15 protein-coding genes are annotated in these 16,194 nt (G+C 72.3%); 12 read left to right on the top strand and 3 right to left on the bottom strand.

Annotated elements, in window-relative coordinates; all coding sequences use genetic code 11:
- Position 1: 1 nt before the first annotated feature.
- Complete coding sequence (locus tag K3554_RS13345) at positions 2–613, bottom strand: heme-binding protein (RefSeq protein WP_259941040.1); 612 nt, start codon at positions 611–613, stop codon at positions 2–4.
- Between the two features lie 334 nt (positions 614–947).
- On the bottom strand, positions 948–2,903 hold the full coding sequence (gene thrS / locus K3554_RS13340) for a threonine--tRNA ligase (protein ID WP_259941039.1): 1,956 nt from the start codon (positions 2,901–2,903) through the stop codon (positions 948–950).
- A 214-nt stretch (positions 2,904–3,117) separates the two neighbouring features.
- Between thrS and K3554_RS13335 the strand changes: the two genes are divergently transcribed.
- From K3554_RS13335 to K3554_RS13325, 3 genes are all read left to right on the top strand, one after another.
- Positions 3,118–3,861 (top strand): alpha/beta fold hydrolase, encoded by a 744-nt coding sequence (locus K3554_RS13335; protein WP_259941038.1) that lies wholly within the window; start codon positions 3,118–3,120, stop codon positions 3,859–3,861.
- Between the two features lie 81 nt (positions 3,862–3,942).
- Positions 3,943–5,265 carry a histidinol dehydrogenase gene (hisD, locus tag K3554_RS13330; protein ID WP_259941036.1) on the top strand — a complete coding sequence of 441 codons (1,323 nt, stop codon included), beginning with the start codon at positions 3,943–3,945 and terminating at the stop codon, positions 5,263–5,265.
- Between the two features lie 105 nt (positions 5,266–5,370).
- Positions 5,371–6,276 (top strand): ester cyclase, encoded by a 906-nt coding sequence (locus tag K3554_RS13325; RefSeq protein ID WP_259945958.1) that lies wholly within the window; start codon positions 5,371–5,373, stop codon positions 6,274–6,276.
- Here K3554_RS13325 and K3554_RS13320 read toward each other — a convergent pair.
- Positions 6,273–6,848 carry an exopolysaccharide biosynthesis protein gene (locus K3554_RS13320; RefSeq protein WP_259941034.1) on the bottom strand — a complete coding sequence of 192 codons (576 nt, stop codon included), beginning with the start codon at positions 6,846–6,848 and terminating at the stop codon, positions 6,273–6,275. The two genes, K3554_RS13325 and K3554_RS13320, sit on opposite strands and share 4 nt — an antisense overlap.
- A 117-nt stretch (positions 6,849–6,965) precedes the next feature.
- On the opposite strand from K3554_RS13320, the gene K3554_RS13315 reads away from it, so the two are divergent.
- From K3554_RS13315 to K3554_RS13275, 9 genes are all read left to right on the top strand, one after another.
- Positions 6,966–7,721: an SDR family NAD(P)-dependent oxidoreductase gene (locus K3554_RS13315; RefSeq protein ID WP_259941033.1), complete on the top strand. Its 756-nt coding sequence runs from the start codon at positions 6,966–6,968 to the stop codon at positions 7,719–7,721.
- Between the two features lie 8 nt (positions 7,722–7,729).
- Complete coding sequence (locus tag K3554_RS13310; protein WP_311200336.1) at positions 7,730–8,752, top strand: LacI family DNA-binding transcriptional regulator; 1,023 nt, start codon at positions 7,730–7,732, stop codon at positions 8,750–8,752.
- A gap of 542 nt (positions 8,753–9,294) precedes the next feature.
- The gene (locus tag K3554_RS13305) at positions 9,295–9,876 is read left to right on the top strand and encodes a DUF2268 domain-containing putative Zn-dependent protease (RefSeq protein ID WP_259941028.1); all 582 of its coding nucleotides are present in this window, start codon (positions 9,295–9,297) and stop codon (positions 9,874–9,876) included.
- 66 nt (positions 9,877–9,942) lie between these two features.
- Complete coding sequence (locus K3554_RS13300; protein ID WP_259941026.1) at positions 9,943–10,917, top strand: cupin domain-containing protein; 975 nt, start codon at positions 9,943–9,945, stop codon at positions 10,915–10,917.
- Between the two features lie 67 nt (positions 10,918–10,984).
- Positions 10,985–11,959 (top strand): ABC transporter ATP-binding protein, encoded by a 975-nt coding sequence (locus tag K3554_RS13295; protein WP_259941025.1) that lies wholly within the window; start codon positions 10,985–10,987, stop codon positions 11,957–11,959.
- Entirely contained in the window at positions 11,959–13,290 is a 1,332-nt protein-coding gene (locus tag K3554_RS13290; RefSeq protein WP_259941023.1) for an ABC transporter substrate-binding protein, read from the top strand. The genes K3554_RS13295 and K3554_RS13290 overlap by 1 nt, the downstream gene beginning before the upstream one ends.
- Positions 13,287–14,162: an ABC transporter permease gene (locus tag K3554_RS13285; protein WP_259941022.1), complete on the top strand. Its 876-nt coding sequence runs from the start codon at positions 13,287–13,289 to the stop codon at positions 14,160–14,162. The genes K3554_RS13290 and K3554_RS13285 overlap by 4 nt, the downstream gene beginning before the upstream one ends.
- Positions 14,162–14,977 carry an ABC transporter permease gene (locus tag K3554_RS13280; RefSeq protein ID WP_259941020.1) on the top strand — a complete coding sequence of 272 codons (816 nt, stop codon included), beginning with the start codon at positions 14,162–14,164 and terminating at the stop codon, positions 14,975–14,977. Before K3554_RS13285 ends, K3554_RS13280 begins: the two co-directional genes overlap by 1 nt.
- A 60-nt stretch (positions 14,978–15,037) precedes the next feature.
- Positions 15,038–16,165, top strand: a complete 1,128-nt coding sequence (locus K3554_RS13275) for a cobalamin-independent methionine synthase II family protein (RefSeq protein WP_259941017.1) — start codon at positions 15,038–15,040, stop codon at positions 16,163–16,165.
- The last annotated feature ends 29 nt before the right edge of the window (positions 16,166–16,194 follow it).

The following is a 16,194-nucleotide window of genomic DNA, read 5'->3' as shown; positions in this document are numbered from 1 at the left end:
CTCACTCCACCTCGACGCGCACCTCGTTGAGCTTCCACGGCCCCGGCGTAACCGGCGGGTCGTAGTAGGCGAACTCTGCCGGCCCGCGGGGCACGAGGGCCTCGGCCTCGATCCAGCGGCGCAGCTCGGCCTCCTTGTCGCGCAGCAGCTCCGTCTCGGCCCGGCCGTTGAAGGGCAGCACCGCCATGCGCCGCGGCCCGATGGCGCGCAGGCGCACGCGGTCGTCGTCCGGGTCGGGCAGGGTGTCGAGCGTCCAGCGCGAGGGCATGGTGAAGCGCAGCGTGTAGGCCGCCGCGCTCAGGGCGTCGCCGGTGCGGGTCAGGGTCACGGGGGCCTGCTCCACGGGCGTGGTCATCTCGATGTCGGGGCCGTCGCGGTGCGTGGCGAAGATGTAGTCGGCGAGCACCGGGAAGAGGTCGTCGGCGGTGCCCTCACGGTCGCCGGTTCCGGTGACCTCGGCCACTACCTGCGGGTCGTAGTGCCTCAGCTCGAACGGCGGGTCCGCCCGCTCCGGCGTGTAGTGCGGCTGCTCGGTGCGCGAACGGGCCACCGAGGGTGCGACGATCGCGAGGCCGAGCTCGGCGATCTGGGATAGCGCGGTGGTGAGCTGCATCGGGTGCCTCCTGTTGCAGGGGCAGCGCGCGACGGTGGCTGGTGGTTCCTTCCGCAAAGGGCGCGGCCCGCCTGGGAGGGGGCGGGCCGGCCATCTTCGGGAGAGAGGGCAGCGGGTCGGATCCGGGGGACCGTGGGGGGGAGGAGAGAGTCGACCTCGTTTCCGCACCGCTGCCTTATCGACCGGTATGGCGCGGGATTGTGTCGCGATCTGGGCATGGCGGGGGCCATTTGCGGCCCGATTTCCGGGGGCGCCCGTCCTCCACGCCGGATCGGCGCCGGCGATCCGGGACGCGCATGCCCCCGGATCGCTCGCGCAGACGTGTCCGCGTCCCTCAGCCCGGCAGGAGATCGGGTGGCGTCGCCTCGGCCCCGAGGCGGGCGGCCACCTCGTCGAGGCTCAGCACCTCGGTGCGCTTCTCGCCGAGGCGCCGCAGCGTCGCGGTGCGGTCCTCGACTTCCTGCCGGCCGATGGCGAGGATCGCGGGCACCTTGCCCACGGAGTGCTCGCGCACCTTGTAGTTGATCTTCTCGTTGCGAACGTCGGCTTCGGCCCGCACGCCCGCGGCCTGCAGAGCGGCCACGACCTCGCGCACGTAGTCGTCGGCCTCGGACACGATCGAGGCCACCACCACCTGCCGCGGCGCCAGCCAGAAGGGCAGCTTTCCGGCGGAGTTCTCGACGAGGATGCCGATGAACCGCTCGAAGCTGCCCAGGCAGGCGCGGTGCAGCATGTAGGGGCGGTGCTTCTCGCCGTCCTCGGCCACGTAGGTCGCACCCAGCCGCTCGGGCAGGTTCGGGTCCACCTGGAAGGTGCCGCACTGCCAGACCCGGCCGATGGCGTCGGTGAGGTAGAAGTCCAGCTTCGGTCCGTAGAACGCGCCGTCGCCCTCCTCCACGCGGTAGGTGCGGCCCGTCGAGCGGATCGCGGACTCCAGCGCGTTCTCCACGTGGTCCCACGACTCGTCGGTGCCGACCCGCACCTCGGGCCGGGTGGCGAAGGCGATCTCGAAGGTCTCGAACCCGAGGTCGGCATAGACCGAGGCCAGGAACTCGATGAACTTCGCGCACTCCGCCTCGATCTGCGCCTCGGTGCAGAAGATGTGGGCGTCGTCCTGGGTGAAGCCGCGCACGCGCATGATGCCGTGCAGCGCGCCCGAGGGCTCGTAGCGCGAGCACGACCCGAACTCGGCCATGCGCAGCGGCAGGTCGCGGTACGACTTGAGCCCATGGTTGTAGACCTGCACGTGGCAGGGGCAGTTCATGGGCTTGAGCGCGTTCACCGCCTTCTCGCGAGCATGCTCCTCGTCGACCTCGACGATGAACATGTGCTCCTGGTACTTGGTCCAGTGGCCCGAGGCCTCCCACAGCTTGCGGTCCACGACCTGGGGGGTGTTCACCTCCACGTAGCCGTCGGCGCGCTGCTTGCGGCGCATGTAGTCCTGCAAGGTCGTGTAGATGGTCCAGCCGTTCGGGTGCCAGAACACCTGGCCCGGCGCCTCCTCCTGCATGTGGAACAGGTCCATCTCGCGGCCCAGCCGCCGGTGGTCGCGTTTCTCGGCCTCCTCCAGGAAGTGGAGGTGCTGCTTGAGCTCGTCCTTGGTGCGGAACGCCACGCCGTAGATGCGCTGGAGCTGCGGGCGGGTGCTGTCGCCCAGCCAGTAGGCCGCCGAGACGCGGGTCAGCTTGAAGGCGTCGGCGGGCAGCTGGCCGGTGTGCTGGAGGTGCGGGCCGCGGCAGAGGTCCTGCCAGTCCCCGTGCCAGTACATGCGGAGCGGCTCGCCCTCGGGGATGCGGTCGATCAGCTCGACCTTAAAGGGCTCGTTCGCGGCCTCGTAGTGAGAACGCGCCCGGTCGCGGTCCCAGACCTCGGTTCGGACGGGATCGCGCGCGGCTATGATGCGACGCATCTCGGCCTCGATCTGCCCGAGGTCCTCGGGGGTGAACGGCTCCTCACGGTCGAAGTCGTAGAACCAGCCGTGGTCGCGCACCGGGCCGATGGTGACCTTCACGTCGGGCCAGATCGACTGCACGGCGCGCGCCATGACGTGCGCGAAGTCGTGACGGATCAGCTCCAGCGCGGGGGCATCGTCGGCGAGGGTGTGGATCGCGATCGCCGCGTCCCGCTCCAGCGGCCACTGGAGATCCCAGTGCTGCCCGTCCACGGTGGCGGAGATCGCCTTCTTGCCGAGCGACTTCGAGATCGAGGCCGCCAGCTCGCCCGCGGTGGTGCCCGCGGGCACCTCGCGCCGGGCGCCGTCGGGAAGGGTGAGGGTGATCGGCTGGGACATTTCTGCCTCCGTCGTTTCGGCGCCCACGGAACGCCCGGTTGCGGTTCGGGAGGCGTCATGGCCGCGGGCGCGGGGGTTGGCAAGGGAGGGCCGCGGGCCGGAGCACCCCGCCCCGCCCCGCGGCGGCCTCCGGCGGAGGTATTTGGGGCAGGATGAGGATGGTTGTGCGCGCGCGGGTCGCGTGCAGGGTGGCCGGGATCGGGAGGACGCGGCGATGGTGCGCTACACTGAACGGGACGGGACGCGGCTGGCCTACGAGGCGACCGCGGGGCAGGGGCCGGGCGTGGTGTTCCTGGGCGGGTTCAAGTCCGACATGGGCGGCACCAAGGCAACGGATCTGGAAGCCTGGGCGCGGGCCGAGGGGCGGGCCTTCCTGCGTCTCGACTACTCCGGGCACGGGGATTCCAGCGGCGCGTTCGAGGACGGCACCATCGGGCGCTGGCGGGACGACGCGGCGCACGTGATCGACGAGGCGACCGAGGGGCCGCAGGTGCTGGTCGGCTCGTCCATGGGCGGCTGGATCGCGCTCCTGCTCGCGCGTGCGATGCCAGAACGGGTCGCGGGGCTGGTCACGATCGCCGCCGCGCCCGACTTCACCGAGGACGGCTACTGGGCCGGCTTCGACGTGGCGCAGCGGGCCGCGCTGGCGCGCGAAGGGCGCGTCGCCGTCCCCTCGGACTACGGCGAGCCTTACGTCATCACCCGCGCCCTGATCGAGGACGGGCGCCGCCACCTCGTGTTGCGGAGCCCCCTCGCGCTGCCGATGCCGGTGCGGATGCTGCAGGGCACCGCCGACGCCGACGTGCCGCTCCTCTGGGCCACGCGGCTCCTGGACCATGCCGAGGGGCCGGACATGGCGCTGACGCTGGTGAAGGGGGCCGACCACCGCTTCTCGGAGCCGGACCAGCTCGCCCTGATCCGTCGCAGCGTGGTCGAGGTGGTGGCGCGGGCGGGCTAGCCTTGCATACGATTGCAATCGCCCCTTGAGGCGCCCCCGCCCCGGCGGCTAGCCTCGCCCTGAGTAGCGCGGGGGGACGCCATGGCAGACCATCTCAAGCGGGGGCGTCCCGACGCCGACCGGGCCGAGGACGACCGCCGCGTCCGCGCCTCCGTGGAGGCGGCGCTCGCCGACATCGAGGCCCGCGGCGACGCTGCCGTGCGCGAGATGTCGCAGCGCTTCGACCGCTACGACCCCGAGAGCTTCCGCCTCTCCGCCTCGGAGATCGAGGCGCTGATCGCCGAGCTCTCCCCGCGCGAGCTGGCCGACATCCGCTTCGCCCAGAAGCAGGTGCGCCGCTTCGCGCAGGCGCAGCGCGACAGCATGCTCGACATCGAGGTCGAGACCATGCCCGGCATCGTGCTCGGGCACCGCAACATCCCCGTGCAGTCGGTCGGCTGCTACGTGCCCGGCGGCAAGTTCCCCATGGTCGCCTCGGCGCACATGAGCGTGCTCACCGCCGCCGTCGCCGGCGTGCCGCGCATCGTCGGCTGCTCGCCGGCGGTGAACGGGCGCCCGAACGCGGCCGTGGTGGCGGCGATGCACATGGGCGGCGCGCACGAGATCCACATGCTCGGCGGCATTCAGGCCGTGGGCGCCATGGCGCTGGGCACGGAGACCATCGAGCCCGTCCACATGCTGGTCGGACCCGGGAACGCCTTCGTGGCCGAGGCCAAGCGCCAGCTCTTCGGGCGCGTCGGCATCGACCTCTTCGCCGGCCCCACCGAGACGCTGGTGATCGCCGACGAGACCGTGGACGCCGAGATGTGCGCCACCGACCTGCTGGGCCAGGCGGAGCACGGCCCCGACAGCCCCGCCGTGCTGCTGACCACCTCGCGCCGGCTGGCCGAGGCCACGCTGGCCGAGGTCGAGCGCATCCTCGCGATCCTCCCCACGCCCCACGCCCGCCAGGCCTGGGCCGACTACGGCGAGGTGATCGTCTGCGCGGACCACGACGAGATGCTCCGCGAGGCAGAGCGCATCGCCTCGGAGCACGTGCAGGTGATGACCGACCGCGACGACTGGTACCTCGAGCACATGACCGCCTACGGCGCCATGTTCCTCGGACCCCGCACCAACGTCGCCAACGGCGACAAGGTGATCGGCACCAACCACACGCTGCCCACCAAGAAGGCCGGGCGCTACACGGGCGGGCTTTGGGTCGGCAAGTTCCTCAAGACGCACTCCTACCAGCGCATCACGTCGGACGAGGCGGCGGCGGAGATCGGGGCCTACGGCTCGCGCCTGTCGATGCTGGAGGGGTTCGTGGGGCACGCCGAGCAGTGCAACCTGCGGGTCCGGCGGTATGGGGGCGTGAACGTTCCCTATGGGGAGGGGGCGCCGCATCGGGATGCGGCGGAGTAGGGGGGCTCTGCCCCCGCCGCCTGCGGCGTCTCCCCCGAGGTATTTCTGGCAAGATGAGGGGAGAGGCAGGTGTTGCTCGACCTGACGGATCATGACGCCGACGCGATGGGGGAGGCCGTCGCGGCTCTGGTCGCCCCCGACGCGCCCGTGCACCTATGCCATCCGTTCGGTGAAGTTCCCGGTGGGGCGGGTTTCGCGGAGGCGGCCCTCGCGCCGCTCTGGGCAGCGATGCCAGACGCGGAGCGGCGGGTCGACGTCTCGATCCGCGGCACCGACGGGCATGGGCAGGAGTGGCACGGCGAGGCGGGGCACTATGCAGGCACCTTTGCCGGCCCGTTCCTCGGCATCCCGCCCACCGGGCGCATGGCGTTCCTGCGTTTCCATGAGTTCTACCGCATGGAAGGCGCGCGGGCGGTCGAGGTGCAGGCGGTCTGGGACCTGCCCGACCTGATGATGCAGGCACGCGTCTGGCCGATGGGCCCCGCCCTGGGCCGCACGGGTCTGGTGCCCGGGCCGATGACCCAGGACGGGCGCGCGCAATCGGGCGATGGGGCTGAGGCGAAGGTCGTCGTCCTCGACATGCTGGACCACCTGCACCTCTCCCCGCAGGGCGAGGCGGCGATGCGCCTTGACGCCTTCTGGCACCCGCGCTGCGCGTGGTACGGGCCGGGCGGAATTGGGACCGCGCGGGGCATCGCGGGCTTCCGCGCCCACCACCAGATCCCGTTCCTCGACGCATTGCCCGACCGGCGCGGGCTGGTGGAGCAAGGGCACTTCTTCGGGGAGGGCGACTACGCCGCCTTCACCGCTTGGCCCGGCATGGAGATGACCGTGACGGGCGGCGGCTGGCTGGGCATCGCGCCCGCCGGGCAGCGCATCACCATGCGTTCCCTGGACTTCTGGCGCGTCGAGGGGCGGCTGATCCGCGAGAACTGGGTGCTCGTGGACCTGCTCCACGTCTGGGACCAGCTCGGCGTCGACGTGCTGGGGCGGATGCGGCAACTGCTCTAGGGCAGCAGCCACCATACCCCCACCGCCGCCGCGGCGAACGCCGCCCACGCCACCGCCATCGCCAAGCCATCCCGCAGGATCATCGCGAAGCCGAACAGCGCGATCGTCGCCATCGGGATCGACGACGCGAACGGCACCACCTCCAGCGGCGGCACCGTCGCGCAAAGGAGCAGGATCGCCACTGCCGCCGCCCGCGTGCCCGCCGGGCCGGTCAGCACCGTCAGCCGCTCGCCGAAGTGCCGGTCGATCCACTCCGCCGGGCGCTTCATCCAGTCGGCCGCCTTGCGCAGGCGGCCCCGTCCGACGGCGCGCCGCTCCAGCACGTCCGGCAGCCACATGTCGTCGCGCCCCAACGCGATCTGCACCGCGAAGATCGCCACGATCACCGCCAGCACCGTGGGCACGCCGGGGATGCCGCCCACGGGCGTCAGCTCCAGCAGCGCCGGCAGCGCCATCAGCGCGCCGGTCGAGCGGTGCCCCAGCTCGTCGTTGAGCTGGCCCACCGTGACCCGGTCGCCGCCGCCTTCCGCCGCGCGCTCTACCGCGTCGACCACCTCATGCGCGTCGCCCATGTCCGCTCCATCCGCTCGCTGCATCGGGGGCAACGCGCCGCACGGCGCGGGGTTCACGAGCCTTGATCCCCGCCGCCTCGGGTGCTTGCATCGCCGGGCCTTGCCGGAGCCATCCCCATGCCGCTGCCCCGCACCCCGTCGATGCGCCTGGACGGGCGCCGCGCCTTCGTGCCCGGCGGCTCGCGCGGGATCGGGCTGGGCTGCGCCGTGGCGCTGGCCGGGGCGGGCGCGGCGGTCACGATCGCGGCGCGCTCCGCCGAACAGGTGTCCGATGCGGTGGACCAGATGTGCGCGGAAGGGCTGGAGGCCGAAGGCATCGCGCTAGACGTCACCGACCTCGCAGCATTGGACCGCTTCCTCGCCGATCGGCCCCCCTTCGACGTCCTGTGCAACGCCGCCGGCATCGCCCGCCACGCCCCCGCGCTGGAGACCGCGCCCGAGGACTTCGACGCGGTCACGTCGGTCAACCTGCGGGCGGCCTACTTCCTCGCGCAGAGGGTGGCGCGGGGCATGGAGCGGGGCGGCTCCGTCATCCAGATCTCCAGCCAGATGGGCCACGTGGGCGGCGTGGACCGGGCCGTCTACTGCGCCACGAAGCACGGCGTGGAGGGCATGACCAAGGCCATGGCCATCGAGTGGGGGCCGCGCGACATCCGCGTGAACACCGTCTGCCCCACATTCATCCGCACGCCCCTGACCGCCGCCACCTTCGCCGACCCCGAGCGGCGTGCGTGGATCGAGTCGAAGATCAAGCTGCCGCGCGTGGGCGAGGTCGAGGACGTGATGGGCGCCGTCCTGTTCTTGGCCTCGGACGCCTCCGCCATGGTCACCGGCACGGCGCTGGTGATCGACGGCGGCTGGACCGCCGGATGAGGCGCCGCGTGACAGCGGCCGACGTGGCCCGCGAGGCGGGGGTCTCGCAATCCGCCGTGAGCCGCGTCTTCACCGACGGCGCCAGCGCCAGCCCCGCCATGGCGGGCCGCGTGCGCGAGGCGGCGGAGCGGTTGGGCTACCGCCCCAACGTGCTCGCCCGATCGCTGATCACCGGGCGCTCGCGCATCGTGGGGCTGGTGGTCGGCTACCTCGACAACCCGTTCTACGCGGACGCCATCGACAAGCTGTCCGCCGCCCTGCAGTCCGAGGGCTACCACCTCCTGATCTTCACCACCGGCCGGTCCATGCCCGACCTCGACCGCATCGTGGGCGAGCTGATCGACTACCAGGTGGACGGGCTGATCGCCGCTTCCGCGAACATCTCGGGCGAGCTGGTGCGCCGTTGCGAGGCGGCCGGCCTGCCGCTCGTGCTGTTCAACCGCGGCATCGAGGGGGGCGGGGCCACCGCCGTCACCTCCGCCAACCGCGAGGGGGGCGCGCTGGTGGCCGAGTTCCTCGTCGCGGGCGGGCACCGGTGCTTCGGCCACGTCGCCGGGTGGCACGGCTCCAGCACCGGGCGCGACCGGCTCGAGGGGTTCCGCGCGGGGCTGGAGGCACGGGGCGCCCGGCTCCACCACTGCGCGCCGGGCGACTACGACCGCGCCGCCGCCGCCGAGGCCACGCGCGCGATGATGGGCGCGGCCTGTCCCCCCGACGCGATCTTCGCGGCCAACGACCACATGGCCTTCGCGGTCTTGGACTGCCTGCGGCACGACCTCTGCCTCCGGGTGCCCGGGGACGTGAGCGTGGTGGGCTACGACGACGTCTCGGTGGCCGCATGGCCGGCCTACGCGCTCACCACCGTGCGCCAGTCCTCGCGCCGCATGGTCGAGGCCACCGTCCGCGAGCTGCTGGCCCACATGGCCGCGCCCGCGCGGCCGCCCGTCCGGGTGGAGGTCGAGGGCCCGCTGGTGGTGCGGGAAAGCGCGCGGGTGCCAGAGGGATGGCACCGGGGTCGCGCGGACCCGTGATCCAAGACGGATCGAGTGTGCATCGCAAGTATCGTCCGGCTGAACGCCGGCACTGTCGAACGACGTGACGTCGTGTCCGCCGGCCCTTGGGGGGCGTATGCGTCAACCTGTCGCGGTTCGAAGTGGCGCGACGTCGCAGCGGCGGCTCCGACCAGGGCGGCGGCCCGATCCGGAACACCTCCGGGACCACAACTGTTTAGGAGCGAATGAGAAATCCGGCGACCCCGGCCGCACGCGCACGGCGTCGATCGCCGCACTGGCACGGCCCGGCGCATGGACTGCCCGGGCCCGGCATGGTAATAAGCGTGAAGAATGTCATCCGACATGTTTCTCTGGCGCCGACGCTTTCTATATGCCCCTTCGACGGGCGTGCGTCGGGCCGCAATCGCGAGAGGCCGCGCACCACGTCACCCCACCGCCCGGACACGACGGTCCGAGCCTGTGCGAGCGGAGCCGCGATGACCATACGAGTTCAAATCCTGGACGCTGGTGGCTTCTTTCGCCGTCGTCTGCCCCTGATCCGGCGGACCGTAAACGCGGCCGTGGATCACGTGGGCGCCGTGTCCGACCTGTCGGACGTCGATCTCATCGTGCATCCCACGGACTTCGGGCGCGACCAGTTCCCGATCGCCGCCTTCACCATGGGGCCGAACAACATCCACATCGGCATCGAGCGCTCGCAGCTCTCCTCCGAGGAGCTGGAGTCCGAGCTGCTCCGCACCACCGTGCACGAGCTGCACCACGCCCTGCGCTGGCGCTACGTCAGCCGGTGGACCGTGGGCGAGGCCGTGATCCTCGAAGGGCTGGCCCTCGTGGCGGACCACGCCGTGGGCGGCCCGCAGGAGGGCGTGGACCGGCCCCTGTCGGACATCGCCGAGGCGATGGAGTACGTGACCAGCCACCGCGACGAGAAGCTCGAGAACCACCGCAACTGGCTCTACACCTCGGAGCCCTCGCAGCCGGGCGGCATCGCGCGGGTCTACACCGTGGGCCTCCTGATGATGCGCAACGCGATCCTGGAGCTGGGCGGCGACTCCTGGAACGCGGCGAAGCTGCCGGCCCCCCGGCTGCTCGACGCGGGCGAGGCGGCGGTGCGGCGCCGGGTGCTGGCGCAGGCGGGCTGACGCCGCCACTGGACCGGCCCCGCCGCGTCTCGTAGGCCTGTGCCCACAGGCCGGGGAGGGTGTGCCATGAGCTTCGACGGAGCCGCGATGGAAGGGGTGCGCCTCGTGCGCTATGGCGAGCTGGTGCCGTGCAAGACGGCGTTCATCGACGCCCACACGCCCGGGTCCGATGCCAAGGAGAACTTCACCATCATCGGCGGCGGCGTCTCGGAATCCCCTGACCAGCACGTCCACATCATCGAACCCCACGGCTTCAACATCGGCGCCGCAGGCCAGCCGCCGCGCTGCCGCAACTCGCTCCACTCCCACCGCACCGCCGAGGTGTTCTGGGTGCTGTCGGGCCGCTGGCGCTTCTTCTGGGGGCGCCGGGGCGACGCGGGCGAGGTGGTCCTGAACCCCGGCGACATCATCGACATCCCCACCGGCATCTTCCGCGGCTTCGAGAACGTGGGCACCGACTACGGGATGATCATGGCGATCCTCGGCGGCGACGACGCCGGCGGCGGCGTGATCTGGGCGCCGCAGGTGATCGAAGACGCCGCCGCGCACGGGCTGGTGCTGGGCGAGAACGGCAAGCTCTATGACTCGAAGCGCGGTCAGTCGCTGCCCGAGGGCGTGGGGCCGATGCCCAAGCTCACCGAGGCCGAGCTTGCCGACTACCCCGAGCTGTCGCCCGCCGAGGTCGTCGGCTGGGGCGTGCGCCGCTACGATGACATGGTGGCGCTGGCGAACCCCAAGCCGGTGAAGGTGATCGGCGAGCGGGGCATCATCCGCGACCGCCCCGGCTTCGAGGTCGACATGATCACCCGCGCCTCTGCCACCGAGCGCACCCACGCCCACGACCGCCCCTCGGTGCTGATGCCCGCACGCGGGCACTGGCGGGTGACGTGGACGGGGGGCGAATGCGTGATGGCGCCGGGCGACACCTGCTCGGTCCCTGCCGGGCTGGAGCATGCCGCGGTGCCGTCGATGGAGGGCGAGGCCGCGCTCTACCACGTGGTCGCCACGGACGACCCCGCCGGCCCGTCGATGCGCGGCTGATCCGCTGACCGAGATCCGGCTCGAGGACGTCGCCGTCCGCTACGACGGCGCGCCCGCCGTCGAGGGCGTGGACCTGCGCATCCCCTCGGGCGCCCTAGTGGCCCTTCTTGGCCCGTCGGGCTGCGGCAAGACCACGCTCCTGCGCAGCATCGCCGGACTGGAGCCCGTGGCAGCGGGGCGCATCCGCTTCGACGGGCAGGACGTCACCGGGCTGGCCCCGCAACACAGGGGCGCCGGGCTGGTGTTCCAGGGCTACGCGCTGTTCCCGCACATGACCGTCGCCCGCAACGTCGCCTTCGGGCTGCGGATGCACGGCGTGCCCGAACCGGAGCGCACGGCCCGCGTGGCGGCGATGCTGGAGACCGTGCGCCTCGGTGCGGAGGCCCACCGCTTCCCCTCGCAGCTCTCGGGCGGCCAGCGCCAGCGCGTGGCCCTCGCGCGCACGCTCGTGACCGAGCCGGCGGTGCTGATGCTCGACGAGCCGCTCGCCAACCTCGACACCGGCCTGCGCGCCGAGATGCGCCGCTTCATCCGCGCGCTCCAGCGTCGGCTCGGCATCACCACCGTGTTCGTGACCCACGACCAGTCCGAGGCGCTGGAGATGGCGGACCGCGTGGCCGTCGTGCTCGACGGGCGCATCGCGCAGGAGGGCACGCCCGAGGCGATCTACCGCCGCCCGGCCACACCGAAGATCGCCGCCTTCATGGGCGCCGACAACGTCCTGCCCGCCCGCATCGAGGCGGGCGTCGCCCACACCCCCATCGGCGCGGTGCCCGTGGCCCCCGGCGCGCATGGCTCCACCGTCATGCTGCGCGCAGAGGTCATCGACATCGGGGACGCCGGTCTCGCGGGCCGCATCGAGGCGCGCGACTTCACCGGCGCCGCGGCCCGCTACCGCGTGGCCGTGGGCGGCGGTCACGTGACGGTGACCGAGCCCGCGCGCCGGCTTCTGGACCCGGGCACGGCGGTTCGCCTACGTATCGACCCCGAGGCGGTCTGGTGCTTTCCCGGGAAGGGGGGCGGCCGCGCAGGGAGAGACTAATGATCCGAACCACCGCCGCGCTGGCGCTTCTGACCGCGCCCGCCTTCGCCGACGCCCACGCCGACCCGGAGGGCTTCCGCGAGGCCTTCCTCGCAGGCGACGTCGCATGGGCGGACGTCGAGGCGCGGGCGCGCGCGGAGGGCGAGGTCGCCTTCTACCACTGGGGCGGCAGCGACCTCTTGAACGGCTGGATGGACTCGGTCGTCGTGCCCGCTCTGGCCGAGCGCGGCGTCACCCTGCGCCCCGTGCGGATCACCGGCACCAAGGAGGCGGTCGACCTCGTGCTCGCCGAGAAGGCGTCGGGCAAGGACCTGGGCCAAGGTTCGGTCGATGCGATCTGGCTCAACGGCGAGAACTTCGCGACCCTGAAGCGCCAGGACGCCCTGTTCGGCGGCTTCGCGCCCCTGCTCCCCGAGGCTGCGGCCAACGTCGCCTTCGACCCCGCCGATCCCGCCTCGGGCGCCAACCTGCGCGACTTCGGCGTGGAGACCGGCGGCGCCGAGGTCCCGTGGTCCGCCGAGCAGTACGTCTGCGCCCGCAATGCGGCCCGCATGGACGGCGAGCCGCCCCGCGACTTCGACGCCTTGCGCGCCTACCTGGAGGCCAACCCCGGCAAGTTCACTTACGTGAAGCCGCCCCATTACGTCGGCAACACCTTCGTGCAGGCCGCCCTCTACGCCATGAACCCCGACGGCACCGGCGCCGAGCCCTACCAGCGCGACGTGTCCGAGTTCGAGCCCGCCGAGCTCGCCCGCCTCATGGCGCCCGCGATGGACTACCTGGCCGGGATCGAGCCGCTGCTGGCAAGCGCGGGGCGCTACCCCGAGGATGCCGCGGCCCTCGACGGCATGTTCCTGAACGGCGAGATCGACGTGGCGTGCAAGTTCGGCATCTTCGCCGCGGCCACCGACTCGGCGACCGGCATCTGGCCCGCCGAGGCCGAGCACTTCGTGTTCCCGGAAGGCGCGATGATCCGCAACAAGAGCTTCCTCGCCATCCCCGCCAACGCGCCCAACCCCGCCGCCGCCCTCGTGCTGGCGGACTGGATGACGTCGCTTAAGGCGCAGGCCACCAAGCTGCGCGACGTGGGCTACCCGGCGGGCATCGACGGCTCGATGCTCGATGATGCCGCGAACGCCCGGCTGGCCGAGGCCTCGCCCGGCCTGGTGGGCATCACGCAGGAGGAGCTGGACGCCAACGCGGCCCCCGATACCAACGCTTCGCTCGTGGACGTGATCGAGGCCGTCTGGCTGGAGCGGATCGAGCAGGGCTCGGACGCGTCGCTCGAGGAGATCGTGGCCCGCGCGGTCGAGGCGCGCGGCGCCGAATGACGCGAGCGGGCTGGCGCACCGCGCTCGCGCTGGCCCCGATCGCGCTCGTGCTGGGGGGGCTGTTCGGCGGGGCGCTGGTGCTCGCCGTCCTGCAATCCCTCGGCTTCGCGCCGTGGTTCGGCGTGAACCGCTTTCCCGACGCGGGCGCCTACGCCGCCCTGGCGGCGCGCCCCGGCTTCTGGGCCTCGCTCGGGCTCACCCTCTGGTACGCGCTCTTCGCCACCGCGATCAGCCTCGTGCTCGGCACCGCGCTCGCCGTCCTGCTGCTGCGCCGCTTCCCCGGCCGGCGCCTGTTCGGCTACGCCTACAAGCTGCCCCTCATGGTGCCCTACGGCGTGGGGATCGCGCTGGCCGTGCTGATGATGGGGCAGGGGGGCGTGCTGTCGCGCCTCGCCGCCGCCGCCGGCCTTATCGACGACCCAGGCGCGTTCCCGGCCCTCCTGCGCACCCACGCGGGCTGGGGCATTGTCGCCGTCTACGTCTGGAAGCAGCTGCCCTTCGTGGCCCTCTCGGTCCATGCCGTGCTCCTGGGCGTTGGCCGCGACACGGTGGAGGCCGCGCAGCTCCTCGGGGCGTCCCCGGCCCAGACCTTTCGCCTCGTGACCCTGCCGCAGATCGTGCCGGGGCTGGTGGGCGCGGGCACCATCGCGCTGGCCTTCAACCTCGGCGCCTTCGAGGCGCCGTTCATCCTCGGCGGGGGCTATCCCGACACGCTGCCCGTGCTCGCCTGGCGCCTCTTCAACGACGCCGACTATGCACGGCAGGTCGAGGGCATGGCCGCCGCAGTGGTGCTGATCGCGCTGTCGGGCGCACTGCTCGCCGCGATCCTCCTCGCATACCGCGCCTTCGAGCGCCGCATCGGCCGCCGCTAGTGAGCCTGCGCGCCCGCATCTACCTCCTGCTCGTCGCGGGCTTCGCCGTCGGCCCGTTCCTGCCCCTCGTGGTCCAGAGCCTCGCGTTCCGCTGGGCCTGGCCGGCGCTGGTCCCGACCTGGACCTGGGAGGCACCCCCCAGCCGCTTCGCTCCGCCGGGCTGGGACTACGTGCTGTCCCCGGCCTCCCGCGTCTGGGAGGCCACGCTCAACACCGTGGGCATCGGGCTGGCCGTGACGCTGCTGTGCCTCGCCATCTGCCTTCCGGCGGCCCGGGTGCTGGGGCGGGGGCGGTTCCGCGGCAAGGGCGCGCTGGAGTTCGCGGTCTCGCTGCCGCTCGTGGTGCCCGAGGCCGCCGTGGCGCTCGCCCTCCTGATGATCGCGATCCGGCTGGGGCTCGCGGGCACATACGCGGGCATCGTGCTCGTGCACCTGATTCCCTGCATCCCCTACATGACGCGGATGCTGACGGCCGTATGGCAGGGCCTCGGCCCCGAGCACGAGGAGGCCGCGGCCCTGCTCGGCGCGTCCCCCGTCCGCATCCTGTGGCACGTGACCCTGCCGATGCTGATGCCCGGCGTCTTGGCCGGCGCGCTGTTCGCGTTCCTGGTCTCCACCAACGTGTTCCTGTTGACCTTCCTGCTCGGGCAGGGCCGCGTCGTGACACTGCCCACGCTCCTGTTCTCGAAGATCTCGGGCGGCACGCTCGACGCCTCGGCGGCCGGCATCGCCCTCGTGGCCGCGCTGCCGGGGCTGGTACTCTTGGCCGTCTCGGACCGGCTGATCCGCGAGGAGGCCTTCGCGCGGGGGCTCTAGCGGCTTGCCCGCGCAGGGGCGCGCGTGCCACCCCTTGGGCGAGCCAAGGGGGGAGCTGCCATGCCGATCCGCGTCACCCACGTCGGAAGCCTGCCGCGCACGCAGGCGGTCGTGGACATGATCTTCGCCCGCGAGCGGGGCGAGGCCTTTGACCCCACCGCGTTCGACGCCGTCATGCGCGACGCCTGCGCCGAGACCGTGCGCCGGCAGGTCGAGGCGGGCGTGGACGTGGTCTCGGACGGCGAGACCTCAAAGATTAGCTACGCCACCTACGTGAAGGACCGCTACACCGGCTTCTCGGGAGACAGCCCCCGCAACGCCCCCGCCGACCTCAAGCGCTTCCCGAGCTTCCTCAAGCGCCTCGCCGACGAGGGCGGCACGCCGCAATACGCCCGGCCGATGTGCACGGGCGAGGTGCGCTCCAAGGGGCAGGACGAGCTGCTGAAGGACATCGGCAACCTCAAGGCGGCGATGGCCGCCCACGGCGCGCGCGACGGGTTCATGAACGCCGCCTCGCCGGGCTTGATCTCGCTGTTCCTGCAGAACGCGCACTACCCCTCGCGCGAGGCCTATCTCGCCGCCTTGGCCGATGCCATGGCCGAGGAATACCGCACCATCGTGGACGCCGGCCTCATGCTCCAGCTCGACTGCCCCGACCTGGCCCTGTCGCGGCACATGCTCTTCGCGGACCTCACGGACGCGGAGTTCGTCCGCATCGCCGAGAGCCACGTCGAGGCGCTGAACGGCGCGCTCGCGGGCATCGACCCCGCCCGCGTGCGCGTCCACATCTGCTGGGGCAACTACGAGGGCCCGCACGTCTGCGACGTGCCCATGGACACCGTCTTCGCCACCTTCCTGAAGGTCCGGGCCTCGCACCTCCTGTTCGAGACGTCGAACCCCCGCCACGCCCACGAGTGGCGCGTCTGGCACGAGCGCCGCGCCGAGATCCCGGACGACAAGGTTCTGGTGCCCGGCGTCGTGGACACGACGACGAACTTCGTGGAGCACCCCGAGGTGGTGGCCGAGCGGCTGGGCCGGTTCCGCGACATCGTCGGCGCGGAGCGGGTGGTCGCCTCGTCGGACTGCGGCTTCGGGACCTTCGCGGGCTTCGGCGCGGTGGACCCGGAGATCGCCTACGCCAAGCTCGGCGCGCTGGCCGAGGGGGCGACGCTGGCATCGGTGCGCTGACACGCCCCGGCCCTGCGCCGGGGCCTCCG

It is taken from the genome of Jannaschia sp. W003 (assembly GCF_025144335.1).
In the GTDB taxonomy this organism is placed as follows: domain Bacteria; phylum Pseudomonadota; class Alphaproteobacteria; order Rhodobacterales; family Rhodobacteraceae; genus Jannaschia.
The sequence above is the reverse complement of the archived record's forward strand: the minus strand, read 5'-3'. Positions and strand labels throughout refer to the sequence as shown.